Origin of the sequence: Mucilaginibacter sp. (assembly GCF_036383575.1) — a bacterium.
Taxonomy (GTDB): Bacteria; Bacteroidota; Bacteroidia; order Sphingobacteriales; family Sphingobacteriaceae; genus Mucilaginibacter.
Genome location: NZ_DASVOB010000468.1, coordinates 1 through 17,084, shown reverse-complemented (window position 1 = coordinate 17,084; position 17,084 = coordinate 1). Strand labels below are relative to the sequence as shown.

Annotated in this window: 18 protein-coding genes; 2 read left to right on the top strand and 16 right to left on the bottom strand. The window is 41.9% G+C overall.

The features are described from left to right. Window positions 1-56 precede the first annotated feature (56 nt). From VF500_RS16805 to upp, 16 genes are all read right to left on the bottom strand, one after another. Window positions 57-1,643, bottom strand: a complete 1,587-nt coding sequence (locus VF500_RS16805) for a gliding motility protein RemB (RefSeq protein ID WP_330860783.1) — start codon at window positions 1,641-1,643, stop codon at window positions 57-59. 28 nt (window positions 1,644-1,671) lie between these two features. Continuing rightward, window positions 1,672-2,808 carry a GDP-mannose 4,6-dehydratase gene (gene gmd / locus VF500_RS16800; RefSeq protein ID WP_330860782.1) on the bottom strand — a complete coding sequence of 379 codons (1,137 nt, stop codon included), beginning with the start codon at window positions 2,806-2,808 and terminating at the stop codon, window positions 1,672-1,674. A gap of 146 nt (window positions 2,809-2,954) precedes the next feature. Continuing rightward, complete coding sequence (locus tag VF500_RS16795) at window positions 2,955-3,518, bottom strand: DUF3109 family protein (RefSeq protein ID WP_330860781.1); 564 nt, start codon at window positions 3,516-3,518, stop codon at window positions 2,955-2,957. 10 nt (window positions 3,519-3,528) lie between these two features. Then, on the bottom strand, window positions 3,529-4,323 hold the full coding sequence (locus tag VF500_RS16790; RefSeq protein WP_330860780.1) for a DUF3108 domain-containing protein: 795 nt from the start codon (window positions 4,321-4,323) through the stop codon (window positions 3,529-3,531). 93 nt (window positions 4,324-4,416) lie between these two features. Continuing rightward, complete coding sequence (locus tag VF500_RS16785) at window positions 4,417-4,932, bottom strand: DUF2480 family protein (RefSeq protein ID WP_330860779.1); 516 nt, start codon at window positions 4,930-4,932, stop codon at window positions 4,417-4,419. Window positions 4,933-5,002: 70 nt separating this feature from the next. Further along, window positions 5,003-7,123 carry a peptidylprolyl isomerase gene (locus tag VF500_RS16780; RefSeq protein WP_330860778.1) on the bottom strand — a complete coding sequence of 707 codons (2,121 nt, stop codon included), beginning with the start codon at window positions 7,121-7,123 and terminating at the stop codon, window positions 5,003-5,005. Between the two features lie 106 nt (window positions 7,124-7,229). Then, window positions 7,230-7,808: an LPS export ABC transporter periplasmic protein LptC gene (lptC, locus tag VF500_RS16775; RefSeq protein WP_330860777.1), complete on the bottom strand. Its 579-nt coding sequence runs from the start codon at window positions 7,806-7,808 to the stop codon at window positions 7,230-7,232. Between the two features lie 9 nt (window positions 7,809-7,817). Further along, window positions 7,818-9,140, bottom strand: a complete 1,323-nt coding sequence (locus tag VF500_RS16770) for a hypothetical protein (protein WP_330860776.1) — start codon at window positions 9,138-9,140, stop codon at window positions 7,818-7,820. Next, window positions 9,133-9,876, bottom strand: a complete 744-nt coding sequence (locus tag VF500_RS16765; RefSeq protein WP_330860775.1) for a type III pantothenate kinase — start codon at window positions 9,874-9,876, stop codon at window positions 9,133-9,135. The genes VF500_RS16770 and VF500_RS16765 overlap by 8 nt, the downstream gene beginning before the upstream one ends. Further along, window positions 9,876-10,568, bottom strand: coding sequence for a phosphoribosylformylglycinamidine synthase subunit PurQ (purQ, locus tag VF500_RS16760; RefSeq protein WP_330860774.1), 693 nt, complete (start codon window positions 10,566-10,568; stop codon window positions 9,876-9,878). The genes VF500_RS16765 and purQ overlap by 1 nt, the downstream gene beginning before the upstream one ends. Window positions 10,569-10,669: 101 nt before the next feature. Then, complete coding sequence (locus VF500_RS16755; protein WP_330860773.1) at window positions 10,670-11,656, bottom strand: DUF6427 family protein; 987 nt, start codon at window positions 11,654-11,656, stop codon at window positions 10,670-10,672. Between the two features lie 59 nt (window positions 11,657-11,715). Continuing rightward, window positions 11,716-12,708 (bottom strand): glycosyltransferase family protein, encoded by a 993-nt coding sequence (locus tag VF500_RS16750; RefSeq protein ID WP_330860772.1) that lies wholly within the window; start codon window positions 12,706-12,708, stop codon window positions 11,716-11,718. 122 nt (window positions 12,709-12,830) lie between these two features. Next, window positions 12,831-13,685, bottom strand: coding sequence for a UDP-2,3-diacylglucosamine diphosphatase (locus tag VF500_RS16745; RefSeq protein WP_330860771.1), 855 nt, complete (start codon window positions 13,683-13,685; stop codon window positions 12,831-12,833). A gap of 260 nt (window positions 13,686-13,945) precedes the next feature. Further along, a complete protein-coding gene (locus VF500_RS16740) occupies window positions 13,946-14,470 on the bottom strand; it encodes a DinB family protein (RefSeq protein WP_330860770.1) in 525 nt (174 codons plus the stop codon). Then, window positions 14,467-15,162: a YjjG family noncanonical pyrimidine nucleotidase gene (locus VF500_RS16735; protein ID WP_330860769.1), complete on the bottom strand. Its 696-nt coding sequence runs from the start codon at window positions 15,160-15,162 to the stop codon at window positions 14,467-14,469. Before VF500_RS16735 ends, VF500_RS16740 begins: the two co-directional genes overlap by 4 nt. 120 nt (window positions 15,163-15,282) lie before the next feature. After that, on the bottom strand, window positions 15,283-15,927 hold the full coding sequence (gene upp / locus VF500_RS16730; RefSeq protein WP_330860797.1) for a uracil phosphoribosyltransferase: 645 nt from the start codon (window positions 15,925-15,927) through the stop codon (window positions 15,283-15,285). Window positions 15,928-16,060: 133 nt separating this feature from the next. Between upp and VF500_RS16725 the strand changes: the two genes are divergently transcribed. After that, window positions 16,061-16,558: a GNAT family N-acetyltransferase gene (locus VF500_RS16725; RefSeq protein ID WP_330860768.1), complete on the top strand. Its 498-nt coding sequence runs from the start codon at window positions 16,061-16,063 to the stop codon at window positions 16,556-16,558. Between the two features lie 10 nt (window positions 16,559-16,568). Further along, window positions 16,569-17,048, top strand: a complete 480-nt coding sequence (locus VF500_RS16720; protein WP_330860767.1) for a MarR family winged helix-turn-helix transcriptional regulator — start codon at window positions 16,569-16,571, stop codon at window positions 17,046-17,048. The last annotated feature ends 36 nt before the right edge of the window (window positions 17,049-17,084 follow it).

Below are 17,084 nucleotides of genomic sequence, written 5' to 3'. Positions count from 1 at the left end.
ACTCAAATATACTAAAAGTAAAATTCAATCTTATCGGTATAAGATTGATTATATCATCAATGCGCCTTATAACTCACCAGGTCATTATACACGCTGCGGAATGAACTGCGGATACCAAAGGTTAGCATGGAAGTTTTATCATTAAATTGACTGTTTTTATCCTGGCGTACCAGACCGCCAAGTTCAAACCTTAAATTATATTTAGGATTAATTAAATAGGCTACTTTTCCTTCCAGGTAAACCATATTGGTGGTTAAGCCCTGCCCTGTATAGTTGCCATATGCCCTTGCAGGGGTAAGGTATGGCAGATAAATATCTTTACCATAGTTAAGGTCATTGATATTTAAGCCGTAATAACCGTAATCTACTTCGCCGGTAAAATCAAACCTTTTGTATGTGTAGTTTAGCAAACCAACAGCTTCCCGGAAATTAGCACCCCATGGATGCCCAAGAGGTTCGCCGTTTTCAGCGTAATTAAGCACAGATGAACGCTCGGAGTAGGTGTATGGTTTAACATTGTTTGTTTCAAGCAGGTAATTCAAGCCTTTAACATTAAACAGGTTTGCTCCTCTTATACCCAACTGAAAGCCATATTTATTACGGGCGCTGCCTTTGCTTGAAAAAAAGCTTGACGACTCAAATTCATCAAGTGCAAACTGACCGTAAGCCGTAATGCCATCTGTTAGCTTATACTTGCCGGTAAAGCCAATCAAAGCATTATCAGGTGAGCCATTTGAGGCCTCAACCGGTCTTAAAAATATCACCGGGTTGATGTAAGTAAAATCAAATCCGCGTTTATGGCCCTGGTCATCTTTGGCTGCCCATATTACTGCGTCAAAGAAACCGAACGATAACCTGTTTGATACATTCCAATCTAAATAATGAAATACGCCAAATTTTTTCCTGTCGCCATTATCTACTTTTACTGAAAGCGGATCATTGAAATAGGTCCACATAGCCATATAACGTACATTACCCAGGGTAGCCGTTAATTTAAAGAAAGGATATGGCGATGCATAATCGGATAATAACAATGAACGATAGCCGTCACCAACAAAAGTTTTATCGCGACCTGCGCTGATATTCAAAAACTTTATCGGGGTGTAGGATACATTGGCCGTGATGTACGACCAGCGGTATTCATTACCGTAAATACCCGCGAATGCCTGCCCGGGGGCTATGCCAACCTGGTTAACATAAGTTTGCAGGTAATTTGGCAATACAGCACGGTTTTCATAACCTGCCACATTATATGAAAAGTTTTTACCGAAAGTTCCGCCCAACTGGATGCCAAGCGTACCAAAATTGGTGTTCTTTTTGCCGGAGAAATCACGGCTCAAATTAAAGTCGGGCAGCAGATCGGCATAAAATGTCGAATTACTGCTTTTAACATCGATCTGGTGCTCATTGAAAAAACGCCCTTTAAGTCCGTTGAGGTTCATCAATGAATCATAGTGAACTTTTAAAAGCGAATCATCAGCCATAAATGGCTTCAATGAGCTATGCACCCTTGTTTTGGTCGAATAAACATCCTCATTTAGCTTTTGGTAAAACTGATAGTTATAAGGCTGATATACCGACTGCGCCTTCGCAATTCCGCTTATCAAAAACAATAAAATAATGCTTGTAAATATTTTCTTCATATATAGGTGATATGGTTTTTATCTTTTGTTATTCAAAATAGTTAAGCGTATTAAAACCGCCTTTTTTCAGGTACTCATCTTTTTTTACCAGATGCAGATCTGCAAGTACCATGTCTGTTACCAGTGCCTGCAGGTTATATTGGGGTTTCCAGCCCAGTTTATTATAAGCCTTTGTAGCATCGCCAATTAACAGATCAACCTCGGTTGGCCTGAAATACCGGGGATCAACCTTTACCACCGTTTGTCCAAATCTTAAAGCATCCAAATTCAATTCAAGCGCTGCGGCCCGTTCCTCATCAATATCAATGATCACTCCGCGCTCGTTCTCATCCTTCCCGCTAAATTCAACCTCGATACCTAATTCTGCGAACGCCATCCTGATAAAATCACGTACAGTGGTAGTTACCCCTGTTGCTATTACAAAGTCTTCGGCGGTTTCCTGTTGCAGCATCAGCCACATCGCTTCAATATAGTCTTTGGCATGCCCCCAATCGCGCTGTGCCGAAAGATTACCTACATACAAACAGTTTTGCAGGCCAAGTGCAATCTTTGATGCTGCCCGTGTAATTTTACGGGTAACAAAAGTTTCGCCTCTGATTGGGCTTTCATGATTGAACAGGATGCCATTACATGCGTACATACCATAAGCTTCGCGATAGTTAACTACAATCCAATAGCCATATAGTTTTGCCACTGCATAAGGTGACCGCGGATAAAATGGCGTAGTTTCACTTTGTGGCACAGCCTGAACTAAACCATAAAGCTCGGATGTGGAGGCCTGGTAAACGCGTGTTTTTTTGATGAGATCAAGCAGTCTTACTGCTTCAAGGATCCGCAATGTACCAACACCATCTGCGTTGGCAGTATACTCGGGGGTTTCAAAGCTCACTTTTACATGACTTTGAGCCGCCAGGTTATAAATTTCGTCGGGCTGAACTTCCTGGATAAGCCGGATCAGGTTAGTTGAATCGGTGAGATCGCCATAATGCAGGCTGAATTTAACACCAGACTCATGCGGATCATGGTACAAATGATCTATCCTGTCGGTATTTAATAATGATGAGCGGCGTTTAACCCCATGAACCTCATAGCCCTTCTTCAGCAGAAACTCTGCTAAATAAGCGCCATCCTGCCCCGTTATTCCTGTTATTAAAGCCTTTTTCATTAATAATCCGCGTACATGTATTGTATAGTACAATAATATCCAATTTTATTGTAATTACTCCCATAACGCTCAACATATAGGCATCAACTATGTTTATGCTACTGTTAAATGACCGGAAAAACAGGAAGAGAAGGCTGTCTGAGAAATCAGATCCCGGCTACGGTATCTTCCAGTTCCTGGTACCAGTCGGCACCGTATTTACGAATAAGTGGATCTTTCAAAAATTCGTGTACGCGTACTTTTAGCTCATCACCAAATGAACATGCCGGGCTACAGATATTCCAGCGGTCGTAATTTAAAACATCAAACTCCGGGTATGAAGTAATGCGGATAGGGTACAAATGGCAGGAGATAGGTTTTTTCCAGGTAATGGCACCTTCCTCATACGCTTTTTCAATGCCGCATTTGGTGATGCCGTTTTCCCATATTACGTAAGCGCATTCCTTATTGGTATCAACGCAAGGCGTGGTATAATCCCCTTCAAAATCGGTTACATAAACACCGTCTTTCTCAATTGTTTTGATACCTTTTGCGGTAAGGTAAGGTTTTACTTTTGGGTAGATCTCTTTCAGGATATCAAGCTCATCGGCGTTAAGCGGAGCCCCCGAATCGCCTTCAAGACAGCAGGCACCCTTGCACTTATTTAAGTTACATACAAAATTTTCCTTTACCACATCTTCGTGGAGTAACACATTGCCAACCTCAATCATCTTTTTTAAATCAATCTTTAATAGGGTTTAACGGATATTTAAGTCCCGCCGCCGATTTCAGGTCCATTGTTACGCTGCCTATCAGCACTTCAACATGGGCCTTTACCGGGATCCTGTTTTTATCATTGGTAACCCAAAGGTACAACTTGCTGTTCTTCCGGAAAATACGCCCCGGAATAATTGCCGGGCTAAATTTAAGACAATTAAATTTACCAAGCGAACACTCAACGGTTTCGGTACCAACATAGGTTATCTGCATGCTATGAAACCCATCTTCCAGGAAGTATTGCAGATCAAAAGTATCGCCCTCGCGCAGCTTTGACACATCAATAGCCCGTGCAAAATAATAAGCCGATACAAAATCAAAGGACTCGCCTTTATAACCGTATGTCCCTTTATTTGCTGTTACCTTTTTGTCTTTCTGATCAAAAGTAACATTGTCTGTATGCCTGTACTTGCCTTCGCGCCTGTTTTCGGTATAAAAATAGGGCATCAGCGTTGTTTGATCAATGTATGATTCATAACGGTTGCGCACCTTATAAAACAAGTCGAACGAGCCGGCGGTTTTGCCTTCGGCAACAAGGTGAAAAGTAGGACGGTCATTATATTTTTTATCGCTGGCCTCTACCTTGATGGTAGCTTCGGCAGCGGTAAAAAAGCCATATTTCATTTTGTAGTCCAGTTGTTCGCCTGGCTTGAAGATCGATTCGTTGATCTTTTTCAGTTCCTGGGCAAATCCACCCGAACAGCAGGCTATAAAAAGCAGTACAGTAAAAGCGTATTTATTTATGAGCAGTTTTTTCATTGATTAATAGCTCCTTTAGCGGAGCTTGTGATATGACAACTGCTATTATAAATGGTTTAAACTTCTTTTTATTGCGCAGGGGCACTTAAATACTTAATCCTTACGCTTATAGATGGGCACCGTTGAGCAGGGTTCGCCAAACATAAGGCTTTTGACTACCGCGGTTAGTTTTTTAGTAAGCTCAACATAAGCAGATACCGGTACTTCGGTATCGCCGCAGCCTTTCAGCACAATGCGCTGCCCGCGGTATTGTTCAAAATCGGCTTTAGCTATCTCTTTTTCAAAAAGTACGGTCTCCAATACATCTTTATCGCCGAAAACGATTTCGCGGGCGTAGGGGGCCATGCGGTTAGCCAGCAGCATATATGCCCAGGCAGGTACAATAGCATCGGCAGAGCAGGTGATACCTACGTTCTTACCCTCGTATTGTGCCCAGTCATGTTCTTTTATAAAATCCCTGAAATCTTTCTCGCGAAGGATGAGGCCATGGAACAGGTTATCTTTGATATCATAAATAACACGGTCGCCGGCAGGGTAAAACGAAGCCGGGTCTAAGGTAACAAGGCCGCTTTGAGCTACCTTGTTGATTATATTTTCCTGGATATCCATATCATTTAAAACAAAAAATCCGGGAACGGCTTAATGCCACTCCCGGATGCAAATTTACTTTAAATTTTGTTTAGAAAAATTTAGCCCTGTTATCTTTTACAATTGCATTATCTTTTAATGCATCCAGTACCTGGCCTTGTGAGCGTTGTAAAAGCACCTGGTTAATTTGTTCTTTTTGTTTAATGGCGTTAGCAAGTGCAGGTGGGTTAGTGAAACCGTTAACTACAAATACATAAACACCTTGTGTTCCATCAACAGGTTTTGAAATTTTGTTGATAGCCGAACCAAAAATTGAACCGATAACTTTATACTCTGCAGACTGGCCTGGGATAATAGGGTTGGCAAACACAATGTTTTCAACCGGAACTACCTTGCCGCCTACTTTTTGAGCAACCTGGTCAATTGGAGCACCACCGCTAAGCGCTGCATCAAATTTCTCTTTTAATTGTTTTGCTTTAACCTCGTTACGTACCATTGGCTCAATTTGCTTTTTAACAGCTTCAAGCGCTAAAGTACCTTTAGGTTTAACTTCGGTAAGGCGGGTTACGATATATTGATCGCCTACGGTAAATACTTTATCAGTAATGTCACCTTTTTCGGCTTTATAAGCCCATCTAACAACGTCACGTGCATTATCCAAGCCTGGAAGACCAGAAGCTATAGCAGTAACATCTTCGGCAGTACGGGTCTTTAAACCTTCTTTCTTAGCTTCTGCTTCAAAATTATCAGAAGTTAATGAACCTAAAAATGCCTGTGCTTTGCTGTAAGCTACTGTTTGGGTTTTGCTGCTTGCGGTTAAAGGTTTGTCAACCACACCAACTTTAACCAGTTTAACAGAACCTTTTTGATCTTCAACCTGGATAACATGGTATCCAAACTGTGATTTTACAACAAGGATTTCGCCTTTACTTGCTTTGAAAGCAGCATTGGTATATTCAGGAACTAAACTACCCTGACCACCGCCCATTGAACCATTGGCATCAAATGAAGGAATTTCGCCGCCTTTTACAGCGCTGCCTTTATCGGCAGAAAAAGTAGTAGCCAATTCGGCAAATGATTTACCGCCCTGGATCAATTTTTTAATTGAATCGGCCTTAGCTTTGGCTTTGTCGTCACCGCCTGCAGATGCAAGGTCAATTAAGATATGCCTGGTTTTAACCGAATCAAAAGTAGTTTTGCTATCAACCAGCTTAGCCACTTTGTAGCTGCCGTTTTCAAGGTAAGGGCCATAAACAAAACCTTTAGCCGCGCTAAACATGGTTGTGTCCAGTTTAGGATCAAGGCTGCCTTTACGCTGATAAGCTAAAGGGGTTTTAGTTTCTGCATTGATCTGTACAAAAAGTGAATCATTAGGAGTGGTCTTGAAGTCATTCGCTAATTTTTCAGCTTGTTGTTTAACCGCTGCGCTATCTTCTTTTGAAGGAGCTGCATTGAAGCTTACGTATTCAAAGTTCCTTAACTCCGTAGGCGTTTTAAACAATGCTTTGTGAGCATCATAATATGCGCTGTAATCGGCATCAGTTAAAGTAACTTTAGCATCAGGGATCGAAGCATAATCAAGCGATACGTATTTGAAGTTAGCAAGCTTGTTTTTTGCTTCGTAATCATCAGTAGCTTCAAGCGAGTTTACATACAGGCCATTGGTAACCAAAGTCATGTATTTGGTAGCTTTTTTAGCTTCTATTAAGTCGATCACGAAATCGCTCCATGCCTTTTTCTTTTCTGGATCGGCTTTGCCTGATTGCAGATAGGCTTTGAACTGATCATACATGCTGCGGTCAAACTGGCCGGTTTGCTGATTGGCAAACTGACGTGCTATCTGCGGATCAGGATTGTTATCACCGATCATCACGTTCATCTCGTCGTCGCCAACAATTAAGCCAAGCTTTTCAATTTCTTTGCCTATCAGCAATTGGCTTAAATACTGGCTCCAGGTAGTTTCCTGCAAATAGCTTGCTATCTGCGGAGAAATGCTCTGTCCCTGTTGTTTAAACTGTGCCGAGTTTTGCTCCAGCTTTTCGTTGAATTTATCATAGGGCACTTTTTCGCCGTTTACAACGGCAAGCTCGTTACTATCGTCCCTGAAAAAGGAACCGCCCGATCTTACAACTTCGCTCACAATGAATGCAAGCAGCGCGAAACCAATAAAGAATGCGAGAATCTTCCCCATTCTTTCGCGCAAAAAACCCATTATACCCATATTACATTTATAATTATTCTATTCTTTTTTTAAAGAGCGCGCAAGATACAATTTTTACTAAAATTCTATAACACAAAATTTTCGTTAAAAAAAGTCATTATTGTGTAGCTTTTTCATCTACATGAAATATGCCTGTGCTACTTTTAAAGGTGGGGTTTAAAAGCTTATCATCGCTTTCAAAGGTATTGCCGTTCATAACGTTGCCACCGCTAAGTGTGGCCTGGACAGGTTTGTTAGAATAAACACGCTTGGTTACCTGGTCCCAAAATAATTCGTTTGATTTAAAAGTTTCGCCTTTAGCATTGGTTGCAAGCACGTTGCCATGAAACTCGATCAGTTTTTCCTTCTCGCGCTGGATACCCGTATCTGCAATTATATCACCTGCAAACTGGCCTGTGCCGCGGTCATAATAATCGATCTTTACGCCTTTAGGCATAATTTTATAAGGCTTCTTGATCTGGTATTCAACCATGAGCGGGGCCGTAAGATGGATCTCCACCTTAGTCGAGTCGCTCATGATCAGGTCAAGCCCAGTGGTGCGCTGGGCTACGGTATCAACCTCATTCGCTGATATTTCCCTAACCTTTTTCAGATCGTTTTCGCACGAGGATACTAAAGCCGCCATTGGCAACATCAACAGGCATAAAGCCGGTATGTTAACTAAAGGGCGGCTCATGACAGGCAATTAATCAAATTTATACTTGGTAAACCACTTATCGTTAAGGGTAAAGCCAAGGTGAATGTTCACGTAGTTTTCTTTAACTAAACCGTTAACCAATGAACCACGCTGACCAACTTCGGCAGCGATATTGATCTTGTAGTAACTGCCATTGTTTGAACGTAAAGGCAGGCCTACACCAACAGTACCGGCGTAGCGTTTAATTGTAGTGCCGTTAATGTGCATGTAAGTTTGATCATATATGGCACCAATACGGTAATCAACAGTAGCAAGGTAGTTTCTGATGGTTGCAATGTTGGGGGTATAAGAACCACCGATATTGAATGTTTTGCTATCCTGTAAGCCCTGGTTTACACCGGCAATTGATAAGTCAGACCATTTGCCCATAGAGTAATCGGCACCAACAAGGAATTTACCATCGCTTTGAAAAGAGATACCAAACCTGTTGATCTGAGGTAATTTCAATTTTGATTTAGGGCCGGTTGTGCTAACCACGCTATCAGCAGGGATGTCCTGGTTTCCGCTTGAATCGTTAAAGTACTGGCTAACAATAAAGCTGTTTTGTGTATTCAGTTTTGTACCTGCTGATGCAGAATAGCCAAGAACAAGGTGTTTTGTTTCAGAAAAATCAAATGAGTATTGCAAGCCGTAATCATAGTTTATACCACTAATTGCGTTGCTCGTTTGGATTTTTGAGTTTATAGCGCCTGCCAGATTCGGGATCTCGGTGGTGGCGATATCTTTAATGTTACCAAATATGTAGGATACGTTTGCACCCAATAACAAGTGCTTGCCTATACCAAAACCATATCCTAAATATGCTTTTGATAAACTTCCATCGCCACTGTAGTTGTAATTTGTTACGTTGGTATCGGCCGGAGAGCCTGAAGTACCTAACTTGCTCACTGATTTTTTATAATTGTAACCACGCTCGCTGTAAGGCAATAAACCAAAGCTTAGTGCCGAATGCTTTGAAGTAGGGATAGCGAACGCGATGTGGCTAAGCCTGAAATTACTGTTTTTTTGGCTTGAAGCACCTGTTTGCGACAGTGTTAAAAAGTTTGCATACAAACCAACATCAATAGTTGTAAGGTTAATGGCACCGTATGAAGCCGGGTTTACAACGTTGATGTTATTAAAAAAGCCTATTTTGTTGGTGGCTACAGCTATACCGCCCATACCTATGTTTTGCCCCATCAGTTGAGGATCAATATCTCCAATACCGTAACGTGAATATGGAGAGCTTGAAGTTGCCGTTGATTGCGCGTGTGCTGAAAAAGCGGCAACAGCCAATAAAAGTGTTATAAAAAACCGGGTATATTTAATCATTATGCTTTTGTATAGCTTCGTTTAAACCTTTTAAAACCAAATATGGTTCAATTTTTATGTAGCGGGCAAAGATGCTATTTTTCAATAGAGTATCAAAAAAAATGCTGTCGCCTCCGCTTAGTATAATATTCAGTTGTTCGCCCATGGTTTTATAGCTTTCAATAAAACCGGTAAGCTCATATTTTACTCCGTTTTGTACTCCCGAACGGATAGCGGTTGTTGTATTATTTCCATATGGCGTATTAAAATCCGTATCCGCCTCAATAAGCGGCAACCCCGCCGTGTAATTATTTAAAGCCTTATAACGCATATTTAAGCCCGGCGATATACTGCCGCCAAAATAATTTCCGCCGGCGTCAACGCCATCATAAGTAATGGCTGTGCCCCCGGTTATTACCAGGCTGTTTTGACCTGGAAACATATGATATGCACCAATAACTGCTGCCAGCCTGTCGGGCCCAAGGGTTTCCGGGGTTAAATAGTGGTTATTTATTCCGCTGGTCATTAATGTATTAAAATGTATCAGCGGAATTTTTTTCCCCAGCATCGCTTGCCATGCTTCTGTATGTTTCTTTACCGATGATATGATCGCCTTAACAGGATGGTATTTGTTAAGCAAAACATCCAGTACCGGCATATCAATGGTTTCATATTGGTTAGCCTCAAGCATTTCATCCAGTTTAAAAACTGCGATTTTGATGAGCGTATTACCGATATCGATAACCAGACTGGTCATCAGGCCCTAACTATTGACAATATTGATTCGAAAATAGCCAAACCATCCTCATTAGCCAGCAAACCATCGGCAGCACGCTCAGGGTGTGGCATTAAGCCAAATACATTCCTGGTTAGGTTTGTAACGCCAGCTATGTTTTCCAATGATCCGTTAGGGTTTGAGTCGGCGGTGATATTACCGGCCTCGTCGCAATACCTGAACATTACCTGGTCGTTATCATTAAGGGCTTTGATCACATCGGCACTGGCAAAATAATTGCCTTCACCATGAGCTATAGGGATCCTTAATGCCTGTTGCGGATCAAGCTGCGCTGTAAGTAGCGAATTTGATGTTTGCGGTTTTAAGTAAATGTTGCGGCAAATAAATTTACGGTTGGTATTGTGCAATAAAGCACCAGGCAACAAACCGGCTTCGGCCAGGATCTGGAAGCCATTGCAAATACCCATTACATAACCTCCTTTTGCAGCAAATTGGATAACCTCCTGCATAATTGGCGAAAAACGGGAAATGGCACCTGAGCGCAGGTAATCACCAAATGAAAAACCACCGGGTAAAACAACAAAGTCAACACCTTGCAGGTCATGATCTTTATGCCATAACCTCACTACTTGCTGACCCATTACCTTTTCTAATACGTATATGATATCTTCATCACAATTAGAACCGGGAAATATAACTACTCCAAACTTCATCAGAATTATTTAAAAAATTGGGGTTGAACCTAAATAGCTTATTATTATGGTTTCAGGCTACAAAACTAACATAACCGCCGAAATAAGGACGAATGTAAAAGTTAAAATTTGTTAAACTGAAAGTAAATGATGCTGATAAACAACAGCAAATACAGGATCTCATAAAACCAGCGCTTTGTTGCGTACAAAAAATAATAGGCAAAAAACACGGTTACCGGCACTGCACAAAGCAAAAAATGGCTCAAGAGAAACTCCGAATTAAGATAAAATGAAAGTGCCGTGATCAGAAAAATAAAAAACAATAGCTGAAATGTTTTACGGATCTGTACGTAACTTTTAAAGAAATTTTGCTGCAGTTTGAAAAAACAAAGTACCAATATCACAATAACGGGCGCCAGCAGCAGGTAGTTATATGAATTTATGCTGATGTGGTCAGGGAACTTTTTGCCCAATGGCGACCAGATATGGCTAAACCGCGGCAGCATATCGTTCATAAAATAAATAACCGCCAGGAAAAAAAACACGGTTACATAGCCTAATATCGAGATAACCCATTCGCGCCAGTTGAACGGCCTGTAGATGATAAGCGCTATCCAAATAACCAGGAACAGATAAATAAACGGAAAGTAAACAAGCGAACCAACGGCTACGATCATGCCCAGATCATAAGTTGTTGATTTAACGTCGTCCCCTTTATAAAGGTTGAACAACTTAAACAGCATCCATATGAGCAGAAAATTACAGATGAGTGGGGCGCTTAACGTTAAAAAAGGCGTGAACAAACCCGAAAGCGTAATGTACATCAGCGCCGGTAAAAAAGTGGGCTTCCCTAATAAGTTATGATGGTTGATCAGCGAATTGAGCAGCAAAGCCTGCACAAATACAAGTCCGCCTGCCAGGATCACATTCAACAGCGGCGAAAAAGCATATTCATATTTTACGGGTACCAGCAGCCGCGCAAATGGTTCAACAAAAATAAACTCAACCTTTTCGGGGATCTGCACCATGAAGCCTATACGCAGCACGAGCAGTAAAATAGCCAGCCATACAATGTTGAAGGGATTATAGTTCCTGAAAAGATTGATCATAATGCGCGGCCGTATTTGGGTTGCAAAAATAGCAGAAAAACCGCTTACCTCGCAATGCTTTAATGCCTTGCATATTGCTTTACCAATTTATCAACTATAGCTGCCGTTTCATCCGGAAAATCAACAATGATCTTTTTGCTGTCGTTGATCCATTTATTTAAATGGCCGTTAAATTTATCGTTTATTTCACTCACCACCGGCACACCCAGTTTGGATGCCGAAAGCGCGTTACACTGCTGCTCGTATTGTCCTTTCATGGGTATCATCATCACTTTTTTCTGTAAAAACAGGGCTTCGGCAGGGCCTTCAAAGCCGCCTCCGGTAAGCAGGCCGGTGCAACTGGCCAGGCTTTTATTAAAAGCCTCATTATTTACCGGGAAAATTTCCACATTGCCCGATTGATAAGCCTGTTTTTGCCTTTTTGAAAATACCTGCCATTTAACGCCTTTTTCGGCGCTCAAATATTTCAGCAGGGTTTTATCATCATATGCCGGCAGGTAAACAGTATAATGCCCCAGGTCGGAGGTTTCCATCTGCCTGATCTCGCTGCGGATCACCGGGGTGTTGATAAAGCTATCGTAGCGCTCAAAATGAAAACCTACATGGTAAGTAGTCGGCGAATAGTTTTTTAAAAGCCACTGTGCAAAGGGATCTTTTTTCTCGGGCCGAGGTGTGTTAGGCGATACAAATGAACACTGATGGCTTAAAGATACGGATGGTACGCCGCGCAGCTTACAGGCCCAGGCGCTTACGGGTTCAAAATCGTTGATGATGAGGTCGTATTGTTTTAATGGGAGGCTCCGCAGATCGCGCTGAAACTGGCGCAGGTTCATGATTTTCCAGGTGGCCCAGTTATCAACCCCGCCATTGGTGCCAAATACAAAACTAACGCCATGAAAGCGATATTTCAGGGGTTGCGATAATGACACTTCGGCCTCGGTGCCGCTCACCAGCAGGTCAACCTCGCCGTATTGCTGTAACAGCGGCACAATTTCCCTTGCCCGGCTTATATGCCCGTTACCTGTTCCCTGTATACCAAACAGTATCTTCATTAAAATAATTTCTTTTCAAAAGGATGATGCTTGTGCTGCAAAAGATGTAGTTGACATGCTGATTTACCCGCACCAATATTCAGGGGCTTAATTTAGTAAAGAAAAATGTTTTCGGTGAGTAATTAATCGTGTTCGTGTTTAAAACGCTCCAATAAGTTTTTAACATCAAGCATGGCGTTCAGATCTTCCGAATCGGTTTTATCATCTTCATCAGCATCTGTGTTGAAATCATCGGGCTTGTATTTAAATACTTCCCATTTGCCGTTATGGTATTCAAGCGAGCTCAAACTTTCCACCCAATCGCCCGAGTTAAGATAAAGCACAGAGCCTGTGTTTTGGGTTGAAGTAATTTCCCTGATCTCGGCATGGTGAATATGACCGCAAATTACATAGGTGTATTGCTTATCCACAGCCAGGTCGGCCGCGGTTTGTTCAAACTGGTTAATGAATTTTACTGCCTCTTTAAAGCTGGCTTTTACCTTTTGCGAAAAACTCATTTTTTGCCTGCCGATAGCAGTTAGGAACCAGTTTACAAAACTGTTGATCAAAATAAGGGTATCATAACCTACCGCACCCAATTTGGCCAGCCACTTAGAGTGCTGCATGGTAACGTCAAATACGTCCCCGTGAAAGATCCATGCTTTTTTACCGTCGATATTTAGTACCAGCTTATCAAGCAGCTGAAAAGTACCCATGTTAAAATCGGTGAACTTGCGCAGCATTTCGTCATGGTTACCGGTTAAATAATAAACCGGAATGCCATCGGTAACAAACTTGAGGATACGGCGTACCACCTTCATGTGTGCTTCGGGCCAGTACGATTTACTAAACTGCCAAATATCAATAATATCGCCGTTAAGGATAAGGATCTTGGGCTTGATGCTTTTTAAATATTTGAGCAATTCTTTTGCGTGACAGCCGTACGTACCAAGGTGCACATCAGATATTACTACAATATCAACTTCGCGTTTTGCCATTAAATTAAGGGGCTATTTTACAGGCCGGCATGATTTGCCGGGAAACAACATTTTTATTAATAAAGCAACGATTACTCGTCGTCCTCATCTTCGTTAACTGTCAATTCATATGGGCTTGCATAGAAGCAGCCGACTAATATCAGCAACCCTATAACTACCAGGTAAGCATACTCAAAATTCATTACAAAGATTTTTACAAATGTCTGAAATTTAACATTATCCTACTGTTAAGACTGCATTAAATATAAAAGGTTACTTTGCTATGCTAAATTTCTTTTTATCCTGTCAAGTTGTTTTAAATGGTGCTGTAAATGGATGCGGATAAACTTAAACCATTGTTTGGCATTAAGCATCCCCAGGCGCGGGTGTTTGTATTTGTTTGCCGGCGATGAGGTGGCAATGAGAGGCATGGTGGTTTCAACCCGTTTGCGGCATTTGATGATCAGGTTTTTGGCATCCTCCTTACTGATCTTACTGGCAGCCATTTTATCACTTACCGTATTGGGCACGGTTGTTTTAACCGGCGGAAACTTACCTAATAACAGCAGGATCCGGCCCTCCCAGTTAATGCCTTTTTTTGTTGGCTCGCAATTGCCATGGGTACAACGTTCAAGCGCAATGGATGAGCCGAGTGTAGCCTGCATAATATGACTGTACACCTCGGCAAACGACCAGCCGCCATTTGGGGGAGTAACATCAAACAATTCATCCGGAATTACATCCAGTTGCCTGCGGTATTCGTCGAGGGCTGCATCAATGGCTCTACGTTCTTTGGCGATACTCATAAAAGTAAAGTTAACTCTTTTAAATGAGCAATCTGCACCGGCACATCATCCGGCTTTTCGGCGTTGAAAGGGTTAAAATAGATGGCATCCATCCCAAAGCCAAGCGCCCCGCGGATATCGGCTTCAATGCTGTCCCCAATCATTACGCTTTCTTGTTTCGAGGCCCCGGCAAGGTCAAGCGCGTGTTGAAATATGGCTTTGTCGGGTTTATTAACGCCCACATCTTCGGAGATGATGATATTTTGGAAATACTTTGCCAGGTCAGTCCCGGCTATTTTTATGCGGGTTGAATCTTTAAACCCGTTCGAGATCAGGTGCAGCGTATATTTCGATTGCAGGTACTGCAACGTTTCATGCGCATGGGGGAACAGGTTGGTTTTGGTAGGGCAAAGCTTTACATAAGCATCCTCAAAATCAACCGGCATCAGGTCGGGGTGAAGGCCGAGATCAGTAAAAGTCGATTTAAATCGGGCCTCGCGTAATTCATCTTTAGTGATCTCGCCGATATGATACTGCGCCCAAAGCCGGTGATTATTGCGGGTATAAGTTTCGATAAATAACTCGGCGGACTGCAGGCCTATTTCAGCAAGCTGATGGATAACATATAATTCATGCAAGGCCTCTTCGGCATTTTTATCAAAATCCCAGATGGTATGGTCAAGATCAAAGAAGATGTGTTTGTATTGTTTCATGTCGGATTTCGGAATTTCGATTTCGGATTTGTTTATTTCTTGATTTAGAAATCGAAAATTCAAAATTAAAAAATCTTAATTGCTAAATCCGAAATCGAACATTCGAAATCCGAAATCAAATCACGCTTTCTCGCCAAAAGCCAGATCCCCCGCATCCCCTAAACCGGGTACGATATAAGATTTGCTGGTCATTTCATCATCAACAGCGCAGAGCCATAGTTTGGCCTTTGGTAGGTTTGCCTTTACGTGTGCCACACCTTCTGTACTGGCAATTACAGCGGCAATGTGCAGTTCTTTTATTTTGTATTGGGCCATCAGCTCTTTACAAACCGATACAATACTTTGCCCGGTGGCCAGCATGGTATCGCACAAAATAAAGATCTTATCGTCAAGATTAGGAGTGGAGATATGATCAACCTGGATCAAAAAGCTGCCGTTACGTTTCACCTTGCGATAAGCTGTGATAAATGCAGAGGGAGATTGGTCGAAAAAATCCATAAAACCCTGGTGAAAGGGCAGACCGGCACGGAGTATGATCCCCAGCACCGGTTCATCGGCGGGCATATTAACGCTGGCGGTACCCAGCGGGGTTTGAATTTCTTTGGTTTCGTAATGTAATGATTTGCTGAGCTCATAAGCCAATATGGCACCCAGTTTTTCCTGGTTTCGCCTGAAACGTGCCTTATCCTGCTGAGTAACGGCGTCCCGCAATTCGGCCAGGAACTTGTTGGCAATAGTGTCGGTTTTATTGAGGACGAAAATCATGCTTAAAAATAAGCGTTTTTTGAGCAATAGCATCACTATTTGTTTATTAAATGTCATACTGTTTTATTGCAGGGTGAATATATTTTGAATATATGTAGTTAACTACGTAGGTTTGTACGTAAATATTATAGTCATGAACACTACACCGGTTATCAGCTCACTCAACAACACTTACTGCCAGCAGATCATTGATATCATTTTGCCGATTCAGCAAATAGAGTTTAACGTGCCTATTACGCTTGAAGCCCAGCCAGATCTGCTTGATATTGAAACAAATTACCATCAAACCGGCGGTGATTTTTGGGGAGCTATATACAACGAGCAGCTTGTAGGCACCATAGCGCTTATTGCTTTTAACAACAATGCAGCTGCGATACGCAAAATGTTTGTGATCAAAGAATATCGGGGCAAAGAGCTGGGCATTGCGCAGTTACTGTTGGATAACCTTATAGGCTATTGCAGGCAAAACAACATTACAGACATTTATTTAGGTACCGTTGATATGCTGAAAGCTGCGCATCGCTTTTATGAAAAAAATGGATTTACGCGCCTCGCCAAACATGATCTGCCAAAATCATTCCCGCTTATGGCTGCAGATACTATTTTTTATGAGTTACATTTGAAAAACTAACAGCCGGATAATGAATGTTATTGACGAATCGGGAATTTTAGCGATCTCAACAAGGTTGCAACGCCTGGCCGAGCAACTGCGCAAGGACGGTGTGCTTATATACAAAGCCAACAACATTGAGTTTGAACCCAAATGGTTCCCGGTTATTTATACTTTGCATTTTAAGCCCGTTTTAAGTGTGGTGGAAATTGCCACCGAAATTGGTTATACTCATCCTTCAACCATAAGTCTATTAAAGGAGCTGGAAAAAGAAAAATTGATCCGCTCGAAAAAAGACAAGGCCGACGAAAGAAAACGGCTTATCATGTTGACAACAAAAGGCCAGGAACTTATTGTACGCATGAAACCTATCTGGGAAATTATGAAAGCTGCCGCCGCAGAAGTTGCCGATACCCAAAACAACCTGATGAAAGCTATTACCGAAGCCGAAGAAAAATTAAAACAACAAAGTTTTCTTGACCGGGCCTTGCGTTTGAAAGCTGAGATGTAGGTGAATATTACTTCCATCGATAAATTAGAAGAAATA